This is a genomic window from Ornithinibacillus bavariensis (genome assembly GCF_050433565.1).
GTDB classification, from domain to species: domain Bacteria; phylum Bacillota; class Bacilli; order Bacillales; family Amphibacillaceae; genus Ornithinibacillus; species Ornithinibacillus bavariensis.
On sequence record NZ_JBNPWZ010000007.1, the window covers coordinates 116629 to 128602 of the forward strand.

Below are 11974 nucleotides of genomic sequence, written 5' to 3' on the forward strand. Positions count from 1 at the left end.
GAGGAACTATTTTTGCATGTGCAGTACACTAAATGCTGATTTAAATACCACAGCACTGGTTAGAATATCTATTTAATACACGCTTGTCCTCCATCATAATAGGTTCACTATATCAATAATTTACCTATCAGCCGCATAAATAATGCCACAATCTTTCCGTACCTTTTCCGTAATTGCTAAGACTTGTTGGCTGATCTCTTTCAGCCGCTTGTATGTTAATTGATCATTGTTCTTAATCATATTGACAAAGCTTTCAACCTCATAATACATATCGAGATGCTGGTGTTTTTCAGTTAAAATGTGCTCACCGGCAGGATCCATCCATGTAATCGTTGAAAGTGTACCAAGATCATCGATGACAAATGTTCCCTCTTCTCCTTGAATTTCTGATGGATTGTATGAGGTTGCTATTTTGGAACATAAGATGGTACAAATAAAATCTGAATATCGTAATACTAAAGTACCGCCACCGTCTACACCGGTTCGAATAATGGAAGGGTAATATGTCGCATCCACTGGCTCTCCAAATAAGGCAACAGCAAGCGCGAGTGGATAAACACCCAAATCAACTAAAGCCCCACCAGAGTAATTTAACGAGAATATATTTGGTTCCTCTCCTTTTCGAACATTATCGTATCGAGAAGAATACTTCGAATAGTTCAGGACTGAACCTCGCAATTTCCCTGCCTTTTCTAGGTTTTCCCGTAGTACTTTGAAACCTGGCATATGTATATTCCGCATAGCTTCTATTAAGAAAACACCATTCTCCTCTGCAGCTGCAAACGCTTGATCCAACTCTTTACGGTTTGAGAAAATGGGTTTCTCACAAATGACATGCTTTTTATGTCGTAAACATAGCATTGCCTGTTCGAAATGCAAGGAATTTGGAGAAGCTATATACACACAATCAATATCACTTTTTACAAATTCTTCAAGACTAGTAAAGTACTCCTTAGCACCGTGACGCTCCGCAAAATCCTTAGCCTTCACGCCTGTCCGGGAATATACGGATTGTAGCGTTAATTCTCCATGTTCCTTTGCAGACTCTATAAAAGCACTCGTAATCCAATTTGTTCCTATTGTTCCTAGCTTCATATAAACCCTACTTTCTTATGGGAAATTTAGTGTATCATCTCTGTATCTCTGATTCTACCTCACTTCTCCATTTAAGAAAACCTCACATGTTCAGCAATAGAAATAGACGCCCCAAAATGGATGAGCGCCTATACTTAGATTTACAGTATACTATTTTTTTGTGAATTCGAATCAATTAAATCAGGGTCATATACACTAGTCATCGGAATATTAAATGTTGTTAGATCCCCATTTTCTTCTCCAAAGCCCTGATTTCGTTTTGTTGATAAAAAGCATCCCGCCTGCTGTACAGGACCAAAGCTAAGGGTGGCTGCTCGGTCCATAACATTAACCTTAAACCCAAGAATATTTACTACCATTGGTGCAAAGTTCACCCAACATTCACGAAAGTCTTTTTCACTTTTGACATCATTTTCATAATTTAGTTTAATACATGTATTATCTAAGGTAGAATATATCACATAATCACAAAATACTTTTTGAAAAATAATCATAACTAGAGAGGTTTTTAGTATGAAGAAATTGGCTATTGTATCGTCTTTATTATTATTATTATCGCTAGGTGTAATTGGCTACTTTTACTATCAAGATTATAAAACAGGTGCAATTGAAGAGCGTGAAGAATTATTAGTAGCAACCACAAATGATTTATTTCATAACAGAGGAATTTATTTAGATGAAATCGAGAGCATTAAAGCCTATAAAGGGACTACAGGAGTTTATCCTTTCAACTATTTCGTAGTCGTTGTTTTAAAGGATAATAGAGAATTTTACTATGAATGGAAGGATAAAGAAAAAAGTAAAGTAAAATATAACGAATCCTTTAATTAAATAGAAGTAAGTAATAAATCTATTAAAGAGAAGCTTCCTTTTTACTATAACTAGCCAGTTCATTAAATGAACAAAAAGCCCTCTGCATCCTGAAATTTAAGATGCAGTGGGCTCAATTTAATAAAATCGCATAAATTTATCAAACTCCGAACAATGGAAGGCTTCACTTTTAGCCTGCTCCGAAGGCTCCATGAGAGTCTACGTCTTATTTCTAGAGCTAATTTCATTCATTGTTCGTTTACTACAATAATTCTGTTAGTTATATCCCCAACTGTTCCCCATTTCACTTGTTGTTCAACAAACTAGCACCCGCTATTCCCGGATGTGTCATTTCATACGGATCAAGGATTAGATTTAGCTGTTCTTCTGATAAGACACCGTATCGTAAGCATAATTCACGGACTGGTTCTCCACTGGATATTGCCTCAGAAGCAATTTTCGCTGCAAGCTCATACCCAATATGTGGATTCACCGCCGTAATAACACCAACACTCTTTTCCACATACTCCTTTAAACGCTCTTCATTCGCTTTTATTCCTCGTAAACAATGATCCGTGAATGTACGGAATGCATTGTTCATGATGCTAATGGATTGTAGCAAATTAAATACAAGTACAGGCTCCATCACATTGAGCTCAAGCTGACCAGCTTCAGACGCAAGGCCAATCGTATGGTCATTGCCAATAACCTGAAATGCTACCTGATTGATTAGCTCTGCCATAACTGGATTCACTTTTCCTGGCATAATGGATGAACCAGGCTGTCTTGCAGGTAATGTGATTTCTCCTAAGCCCGTTCTTGGACCAGAGGCCATTAAACGGAGATCATTGGCGATTTTTGACATATTCATCATACTAATCTTTAATGCTGCTGATACTTCTGTATAGGCATCTGTATTTTGTGTCGCATCGACAAGATTTTCTGTGCCAGTTACAGGTAACCCACTTATTTCGGATAAATACTTTAAGACATTCTCAATATAGCTAGGGTCCGCGTTTAAACCCGTACCTACAGCGGTTGCCCCCATGTTTAGTTCATACAAATGCTGACGTGATTGCTTAATCCGCTTAATATCACGTGAAATAACACGGCCATATGCATCAAACTCCTGCCCAAGGCGAATAGGAACCGCATCCTGAAGATGTGTACGACCCATTTTAATTACATCACTAAATTCATTTGCCTTCTGCTGGAAGACTAGCTGCATCTCTTCCATTGTAAGTGTTAGCTTCTCAATCATATTGAGTACAGCTATATGAATAGCAGTTGGAAATGCATCATTCGTTGATTGGGACATATTGACATGCGTATTCGGACTGCAAAACGTATAATTTCCTTTTTCCTTCCCTAAGAGCTCAATCGCACGGTTAGCAATTACCTCATTCACATTCATATTAATGGAAGTACCTGCTCCACCTTGGATAGGGTCAACAATAATCTGATCATGCCATTTCCCTTCCATTAATTCACTTGCAGCTTGAACAATCGCTTCGCCAACATCGGAATGAAGGCGCTTACTTTCCATATTAGCAAGTGCTGCTGCTTTCTTCACAATTGCCATTGCTTTAATTAGTTCTTCATGAATTCGATACCCTGTTATCGGGAAGTTTTCAACGGCTCTTAAGGTTTGGATACCATAATAAGCATCTGCTGGGACCTCTTTTTCCCCTAAAAAGTCCTTTTCGATACGTGTTTTTTCTATTGTGAGTGTCATATAATATCTCCTCTACATCCACCAATAATATAAGTCTATAAAAACAAAAATCATTGTCTACGAGGCTAATTATAGAACTTCATGAGGAAAAAGCAAGATAAAAATTTCAATTAACTTATTTTTCTAGTTTGTATTCTTCTCGCCTACTTAAAATTAATAAAAAAGAGACAGACAAATGCTGTCCCTCCTATAAATACGGAATCAACCATATCCCCCATACTAGCGTGATTAATGCTGCAAATATCATGGCTAAAGAAGAAAATGTTCCTTCCTGTTTTCCATATTCCATTGCCTTATTCGTACCGACACCGTGTGCACCCATTCCGAGTGCAAGTCCCTTGGCAATAGGTGTTTGAATAGACAGCCATCGAAGTACAGTTGGTCCTACAATACCACCAACAACTCCAGTAATGATTACAAAAACGGTCGTTAATGTTGGTAGACCTCCTATCTCCTTCGACACCTCAATTGCTATTGGGGTTGTGATTGACCTTGGGAGAATCGAGATACTAAAGTCATAGCTAAGACGAATAAGCTTGGACAAAACAAACGTAGAAAAGATAGCTACTAACGTTCCAGTTATGATACTAACTAATATGGTACCGATATTTTTTCGAACTACCGCTATATTTTTATAAATCGGTACGGCAAATGCAACAGTGGCTGGTCCTAGAAGATGTGACAGAACTTTCGAGTACTCCATATACTGGTCTGCTGTTACATGTGTCAAAGATATCATCACAATCAATAAGATTGGAGAAAGTAATAATGGGTGAAAAAATGGGATGTTCCATTTTGAATATACTTTCTTGGAAAGAAGATAGATCAAATAAGTGGCTACTGTATACACGATTATCATCATGATGATCTTCTCCCTTTCCTAACTGCAATTTTATCTGCAGTTAATGCTGTTAAACCCATTACAATGATCGTACTTACTGTGATTAGCACTACTATTTCTAAGCCCTGCAGGCTGATTATTTGTTGATAATTTACAATACCGACAGCTGAAGGAATAAAGAACAATAATAGCTCCGCCATCAACCAGCCCGCTCCTTGTTCCACCCATTCTAGTTTTACAATATGGAAAAGTAGAGCCAAAAATAATAAAAGTAATCCATACATCGATGACGGAATAGGTGATGGAATAATATGCTTTAACATAATTCCTAAAAACAAAAATACATGCAAAAATAATACCTGTATGATAATGACTCCTAGTTTTTTCATGATAAAACTTCCTTTGTGATAAATGCTTTATATTTCATTCACTAAGAGTCATATTACGCCGTTATTTGCCATTCGTAAAATACATATTTGGAATAGTTTTCATTACTTTTAGTTATAGCCTGTCTTGAACAATAAAATCAATAAATGTTCTTCCAGCATGAGAAATATATCTTCCCTTTTTCGTAATAACAGCCAATCTCCACATAATCGTGGGTTTTAAACTGACAATATTAATATCCTTCGCAAATAGACGATTACAGATGGACCTTGGCAATATGGACAACCCTAAATTCGCTGCAACCATCTCAGACATCAAATCCCATTGAGAGCTCTTAAATAATATCTTTGGCTCAAAGCCTGCAGTAATATAAAAGTGGTTACGAATAATTTTATTCAATGCAAATTCTTCATGATAAAAAATAAACTCTTCATCCTTTAGATCCTTTATGTATACCTCTTTACGATTCGCTAAAGGATGATTTTTAGGAACCAGCAGTAGCATCTCTTCCTCCACAATAGGGTATACATTAAAGATAGCTTCATCTACCGGTAGCACGGCAACACCTAGCTCAAACTCTTCCTCCTCCACACTTTTTACGACCCTTGCTCCACCATACTCGGTAATATCTAGCTTAATATTCGGGTAAGCATGGTGAAACTGTGCCATAACCTTGGGAAAAAACAAGCTACCGATGAAAGGCGGTAAGCCAATATTAAGCTGTCCGACTAACAAATTTGTTAAATCACTCAAGGTTAGCTTCATTTCACCTACTAATCCTGTCATTTTACGAGCATACTCCAATACTACATTCCCTGCATCTGTTATATGGCTAGTCTTATTTGTTCGGATAAGCAATGTTGTACCAAGCTCTTCCTCTAATGCCTTAATAGACTTACTCAAAGCCGGCTGAGAAATATGAAGCTGCTCTGCCGCTTTCGTAATACTTTTATATTTGGCCACTTCAATAAAATATGTTAATTGTCTTAGTTCCAAAGCATAACCCCCTCTGTAATTGCAAACAACATGTTACACGAAATATCGTTATTTAACATCTATTACAATTCATTATATTTCTTCCCCAAGTTAGTCTTATTCATCACAGCAAAGGATAGCCCATGTTAAAGACTTCAATGGAATGATGAGGTCGGAGCTTCTTTTTATCAAGTTGTATTAAAATACATCGATCGCCTTATCAGGAATTTGAAATGAATTATGGTAATAACAAACATAGGAAAACAAATTAAAAGGCAAGAGCGCGAAATAATACCGCACACTTGCCCAACTAACTTTCACTAAAAAAATCTATCTAATTCTTTAGGATTACCTTAAAATCCTAGCGACTATGCAACGTGTTAATCGTGTTGTATTTAGATTTAAATTTATAGAGAGTTATTTCACATTTTCTCTCATTATCTAAACTACGTAATCTTCCTATTAATATAACTATTATTTGATCTCAAAATTAACTCTTTTTCCTTTAGAAATATCTGTTGCATCCTGGTTCCTAATTGGACCAATTTCTAGCTCGAAAGGTTTATCCTTCCAAATTTTCTCATACTGTTCTTTGTCCAGTGTATAGATTTGTAGATACTCGCCAGATTTACCAGCATCAATTAGGTCATCATAACTGTAATTAAGCAGCATGCCTTGATCAAACATATATTGCAAACCATCATTAACAGTCAGCTTTGAAGTCATGGATGATAAGCCAATAGCGTCAGAGCCTTTATTATCTAGTGTGAATTTTACTGTCAGTAATACAATTCCATTTTTAAAATCAACAAAACGAGGTGCCTCTACTTCATTTGGTGTAAACTCTGTAAACTGATAGCCATCTAAAGTGACTGTAACATCGCCTAACTTTTCACTCTTTCCAATATTAGACTTTTCCTTCAGCATTTTCTTTACGCCCATGTCATCCGTTGTTACTCTGTCCTTATAAAAAGCTTCATTCGCAGTAACTTTCTCTGCACCAGCAGCATTTAAGCTTAGTGTAAATTGACCAACCTTACCGATTGGATTACCAAAGTCACCCTTTACAGCTTCAGCAGCTGGAACCTCTACTGCTACAGTAGATACATCTAAAGCTTTATCGAAATGCGTTTCACCAAATGGGTATGTATAGTAACCTGTAACAGACTCACCTGCTTTTAATACGTAATCATCTGACGGTGGTAATTTCGAATCAAGCTGCTCTTCTTCCGGCAATAAATCTCTATAATTATTATATGCCTTATCAGCACCAGTAAATGATAGATAAAAAGCAGGCATATAATAAACATCCTTATCCAATTCATTTGTTACTGTATATTTAGCAATGATGACGGCACCATTTGTCTCATCATTAAAAGGAATGCTGAAATCATCATGAAAATCATTAAGTTCAACTACTGTATATTCATCTAATGAAACAGAAACACCATCCATTTCATGAACCTGTGATTCTTTGTTCTCATAGAGAACCTTTGCAGTTCCTTCTGTTTCTTTCTCCATATAAGCAATTAACTCGGAGACATCACTAGCTTCACCTGCAGTGGTCTTAGTTTTATCCTTTTTTGGTTTTTCTTCTTTTGTCTCATCCTGTTTTTCTTCAGAGACACTTTCATTCTTATCTGTCTTTGTTTCTTTCTTGTCGCTCCCACAACCAGTAATAATGAATAATGTTAGCATCATTGTAGCAAGGAGCATCCATATTCTAGCCAATATTTTCCAACCTCCATTTTCAACAAACTGATAACATTCTAACATATCAATCTTTTTAGTAATATAAGGAAAAAGTAGTGATTGATGAGAAAAAAGTTCTATTTCTAAGTCTATTGTCACGCGACTTTTGACTGATAATTGTAGCTAATTAACCCCAATTTATCTTTTTTCTTATTTTTTTTATGAAATTGATAGATTCCATTGACTGATGGCATCATTCTTATAAAGCGCACGAAAATCCTTATGAAAGAAAATAATTAATATTTTGAAATAATGGTATAATAGGGGAAATAATTGTGCGGTGACAAAGATTAGCATTAGTTAACGAGGTGAATAACAATGGAAAAACAATGGAATCGAACAAACACATCAGCTGCAGCTGCGATTTATGGGGCAATTACTTATGGGGAAAACAGTAATTTTTCCTTAGTTGATGTAATGGGGCTTACGGGTCATGCCTTTCGTATTAATATTGACTGTAAAGAGGTCAACGTAGCTGGACCTACCATGTTCCCAGGTGGTTATATTTTGCGTCGCAATTTATGCAATTTAGGATTTATCAGCTGCCTAGCGGATGCGGAAGCACCGGTCTCACCAGAAAATGTTACTCGAACCATTGCATTGATTCAGGATTCCATTGATCGTGGGTATCCAGCAATCGCTTTTGATTTGTTTGTCCCTGAATTTGGTTTGATTTACGGGTATGACGACGAGAAGCAGGTATTCCACGGCAAGGATGCTGTTAACAATGGTACAATTCCGTATGAAAAATTTTCTAATGTCCATTCTGGGGTTCTATTTGCAACTACAATCAGTGAACAGCTTCCTCACTCTAAATATGAACGATTACGAATGGCTCTCGATATGATTGTCGATCATACACTTGGTCGTGAGTGGAATCATATTTTTAAGGATCAGTATAAGATGGGGCTAGAGGGATATGATGCATGGATGAACGTATTAAAACAGCGAAAAGCAGATCCATATGGGCAGGCCTATAATATCCATGTTATTAGTGATGCACGTGAGTTTGCTGTGCAATTTCTAAAAGAACTTGAACAGACTTGGACGGCAGATAACATCGTTGAGAGGACGGTTCGCAAACTTGCTGGAGAAGCCGCTCAATGCTATCAAAAAACGGCAGCAGCACTTATTGAGATGCGTGACTTGTTTCCCTTCCCAGAGGGTGGAAATCCACAAAATCCTGCTCACTCCGATAAAGCAATTGCTTTATTAACGACTGCCAAGCAAGGAGAAGAAGATGGAATCAAGTTACTCGAAAGATTACTTCATTTTATGAAAGCCTATCATTCAGAAGTATGGATCCATTAAGCATGCTATTCACTTGAGAAAAATACGAAGGGGTTAATCGTATGAACATCCCAATTAGCTCGTCAGAAGAATTGAGTATGAAAAGTGTCGCTCTTGATAACCAGACCATGCAATCATTACATATCACCCCACCAACAGAGCTCGTAGAAAAAGCACGCAAAGGGGACCAAGATGCTTTTGGTGAGCTTGTGCGTCTTCACAGAGAAAAAGCACTCGGATGGGCACAATCGATTACAAAGGATACCTTTCTTGCAGAAGATATCGTTCAAGATGCATTAATCCGTGCCTTTCTGAAGCTAGGGACATTAATGGACACGAAGAAATTTCTTCCCTGGCTGAGACAAATTGTTCGTAATCAGGCTTACATGAAAATGCGTCGTGGTGGACCTTACCGAAATGAGCAGCCATTTGCGTTATTTACACAATCGAATGAAGAGGGAACAATCCATGCTCAACGAGTTGATTGGAGTGACGTGGATCAAATCCTCTTCTTTATGTCTCGTTCATCTAGGGAGCACGCAAAGCAAAAAGAACCAATTGCCTATTTATTAAGAGCAGAAATCATGGAAAACATCCGCTCGTTATTACATTGTTTAACAGATAAAGAACGTAGCATTTTTGAAGCACACTTTTTTGGTGAACTTACACCTGTTGATATAGCAGGTTTATTTGGAATGCAGACTGCCAATGTTTATAATCTATTGTCACGTTCAAAACGGAAGGTGCAAAGAGAACGTATCCGTATTTCGATTAACGATTATGTCAAAAATCGCGCTCGTGCTAAGCTACCAGCTAAGAAAATTTTAGCACCCCCACCAGATTTTTAATCATTCAAGAGATCCTTAAATCCGTCATCCGATCAAACAACTAAATGGCTAATTCCCATCCAAGACTGCTTCGATTGTTTATCTTTATGGAAAGGTTAATTTTTTGTGGCTCCCTGCAAAAACTTGCTCGTTTATGTAAGGTTAATAGACGATTTAACAACTCCATTGATAGAACACAAGTTTTCAGTAAAAAGGAGAGGGTTATTATGGTAAACACAGCGAAACCGAAGACAAACAACCACCGCAAGCTATTAAAACAAATCTACGAAATTAAGGAGGGCAAAACGGTTATCGAAACATTGCCCGAGCGTTGTTATGTCTCACAGCGTATGTGTACGTCCTTTCATATGGATTGGGATGGTCATCCAGAGCCAAAGGACGAGAAGTGGATTGGCTTTAAAGTCGTAAACCAAATAAAGCAAATTACCAAAACGGAGATGGACTACCGCTTTAAGCTGATGCCTCACGAAATGATTTGGCTTCAACAGGAAGAGGATCAGAAGTGGCTTGTTGACAGAATGATGCTCGTTCCAGATTTCATTACAGAGGATATCTTTACGAGGGCATTAGAAAAGGTAATGAAAAACCTACGTGTTGACGAATTACCAGCAATTAGTTTTAGAAGAGAAGCAGCTGCTTTAGAAGCACTCCAGTTGCATGTTGGCCATTACCGAGATACAAAGGACACATTAGCGGAGATGGAGGAAGAAGTAAATCGACGAGGCTATCAAATGATTCTGCCTCACCGGGAGATTTATCTTAACCCAGCGATGGATTGCTATCCTGCTCATAATTGTAAAACAGTTATTTGTATAAAAATCGAAAAAACTGGCTGATTAGGTATCCATGATTTTTGAACACATAGGGGGAGGTGATATATATGATTGAACAAATTCTTTATAATCAAATCCCAGTAAAAAATATTCCACAAGCTGTAAAATGGTTCGTTGATGTGCTCGATTTTCAGTTCATCTGGCATATTGAAGATGAACAACTTGCCCAGCTTAATCTGCCTTCTGGGCAAATGCTATTTTTAATAGAAACAAATGATAGCAAGGGTATTAATTTCACCCAAAATGACGCAAAACATGGCGTAATCGGTTTCCACACAAAGGATATTCATGGTCTTTACAATAAATTAAAGGCGAACAAGGTTAATGTCACTGAGATAGTTGATGCAGGAGATAACCTTTTTTTAGACTTTTATGATCTAGATGGTAACCGATTCAATGTCCAATGTGATGCTAGCAAAAAACTATAATGAGAGGTGGACGAAGATGTCAGAACCAAAACTGGTACATAAAAAGTCGTTTCAGGTAGTTGGGTATACTTTCAAAGCTAACCTACAAGAAATTGAAGAGAAGCAGTTAGGTAAAAAAACAACTGAGAGACTGAAAGCAAATGCAGATAACATCCAGAATAAGATCGGTAATCATATTTATCTCATTCAACTGTATCCGATGAAAGAGCATTTCAATGCCCACACAGACCCCTTTACACAAATCATTGGTTACGAAGTATCTGAGCCCTCTGATTTACCACCGGATGCCATCATACACCACGTACCCGAAAATGATTATGTTACCTATACACATCATGGACTAGAATCAGAATTATATAAATCCTATGATTACTTATATGGTAAATGGCTAGGGGAGAGTAACTATCAGACTCTTGGATACGACCTCGAACTATGGGATGAACGTTACAAACCAGAAGATACAGAAAATGAAATTGAGATGTATGTTGCTGTGAAGAACACCTAAATTATTTCAGGGGCAGTGGAAAAAAACAATTCCATATGCCTCTTTTTTAAGGAGACAACTAGCATTAGAGTGGTTCTATTAGACTGATTTCCGGGTTTTACGTTAACTTAGTCTATTAGAGCAGTTCTATTGGACTGAGTTCCGGGTTTTTCGTTATCTTAGTCTATTAGAGCGGTTCTATTGGACTGAATTCAACAGTTTTCGTTAACTTAGTCTTTTAGAGCCATTCTATTGGACTGAATTCCGCGTTTTTCGGTAACTTAGTCTATTAGAGCGGTTCTATTAGACTGATTTCGGCGTTTTTCTTAATTTTAGTCTATTAGAGTGGTTCTATTAGACTGAATTCCATGTTTTTCGTTAACTTAGTCTATTAGAGCCATTCTATTAGACTGAATTCCGTGTTTTTCGTTAACTGAGTCTATTAAAACTGTTCTATTAGACTGATTCCCATGTTTTCCGATAACTCTGTCCATTA

The 11974-nt window shown here is 37.2% G+C and carries 13 protein-coding genes; 6 read left to right on the plus strand and 7 right to left on the minus strand.

Annotation, left to right across the window (positions count from 1 at the left end):
* Positions 1-120: 120 nt before the first annotated feature.
* Together HNR27_RS13130 and HNR27_RS13135 are read right to left on the minus strand one after the other, a co-directional pair.
* Complete coding sequence (locus tag HNR27_RS13130; RefSeq protein WP_429340070.1) at positions 121-1095, minus strand: Gfo/Idh/MocA family protein; 975 nt, start codon at positions 1093-1095, stop codon at positions 121-123.
* Between the two features lie 140 nt (positions 1096-1235).
* A complete protein-coding gene (locus HNR27_RS13135) occupies positions 1236-1454 on the minus strand; it encodes a hypothetical protein (RefSeq protein WP_429340071.1) in 219 nt (72 codons plus the stop codon).
* Between the two features lie 154 nt (positions 1455-1608).
* On the opposite strand from HNR27_RS13135, the gene HNR27_RS13140 reads away from it, so the two are divergent.
* Entirely contained in the window at positions 1609-1926 is a 318-nt protein-coding gene (locus HNR27_RS13140) for a hypothetical protein (RefSeq protein WP_212921831.1), read from the plus strand.
* A gap of 283 nt (positions 1927-2209) precedes the next feature.
* Here HNR27_RS13140 and aspA read toward each other — a convergent pair whose 3' ends face one another.
* The 5 genes from aspA to HNR27_RS13165 all read right to left on the minus strand — a co-directional run bounded on the left by aspA (position 2210) and on the right by HNR27_RS13165 (position 7577).
* Positions 2210-3640: an aspartate ammonia-lyase gene (gene aspA / locus HNR27_RS13145; RefSeq protein WP_429340072.1), complete on the minus strand. Its 1431-nt coding sequence runs from the start codon at positions 3638-3640 to the stop codon at positions 2210-2212.
* Positions 3641-3827: 187 nt separating this feature from the next.
* Positions 3828-4502: an LrgB family protein gene (locus HNR27_RS13150; RefSeq protein WP_429340073.1), complete on the minus strand. Its 675-nt coding sequence runs from the start codon at positions 4500-4502 to the stop codon at positions 3828-3830.
* Positions 4499-4870, minus strand: a complete 372-nt coding sequence (locus tag HNR27_RS13155; protein ID WP_429340074.1) for a CidA/LrgA family protein — start codon at positions 4868-4870, stop codon at positions 4499-4501. Before HNR27_RS13155 ends, HNR27_RS13150 begins: the two co-directional genes overlap by 4 nt.
* Before the next feature lie 112 nt (positions 4871-4982).
* Entirely contained in the window at positions 4983-5864 is an 882-nt protein-coding gene (locus tag HNR27_RS13160) for a LysR family transcriptional regulator (protein ID WP_429340075.1), read from the minus strand.
* Positions 5865-6317: 453 nt separating this feature from the next.
* Complete coding sequence (locus tag HNR27_RS13165) at positions 6318-7577, minus strand: DUF5068 domain-containing protein (protein ID WP_429340114.1); 1260 nt, start codon at positions 7575-7577, stop codon at positions 6318-6320.
* Positions 7578-7913: 336 nt separating this feature from the next.
* Here HNR27_RS13165 and HNR27_RS13170 point away from each other — a divergent pair, with 336 nt between their 5' ends.
* The 5 genes from HNR27_RS13170 (at position 7914) to HNR27_RS13190 (ending at position 11499) form a co-directional block, all read left to right on the plus strand.
* Positions 7914-8906 (plus strand): hypothetical protein, encoded by a 993-nt coding sequence (locus HNR27_RS13170; protein WP_429340076.1) that lies wholly within the window; start codon positions 7914-7916, stop codon positions 8904-8906.
* Positions 8907-8947: 41 nt separating this feature from the next.
* Positions 8948-9733 carry an RNA polymerase sigma factor gene (locus HNR27_RS13175; RefSeq protein WP_429340077.1) on the plus strand — a complete coding sequence of 262 codons (786 nt, stop codon included), beginning with the start codon at positions 8948-8950 and terminating at the stop codon, positions 9731-9733.
* A gap of 206 nt (positions 9734-9939) precedes the next feature.
* Positions 9940-10569, plus strand: coding sequence for a hypothetical protein (locus tag HNR27_RS13180; RefSeq protein WP_429340078.1), 630 nt, complete (start codon positions 9940-9942; stop codon positions 10567-10569).
* 44 nt (positions 10570-10613) lie between these two features.
* Positions 10614-10994 carry a VOC family protein gene (locus tag HNR27_RS13185; RefSeq protein WP_429340079.1) on the plus strand — a complete coding sequence of 127 codons (381 nt, stop codon included), beginning with the start codon at positions 10614-10616 and terminating at the stop codon, positions 10992-10994.
* Positions 10995-11010: 16 nt separating this feature from the next.
* A complete protein-coding gene (locus HNR27_RS13190; protein ID WP_429340080.1) occupies positions 11011-11499 on the plus strand; it encodes a GyrI-like domain-containing protein in 489 nt (162 codons plus the stop codon).
* The last annotated feature ends 475 nt before the right edge of the window (positions 11500-11974 follow it).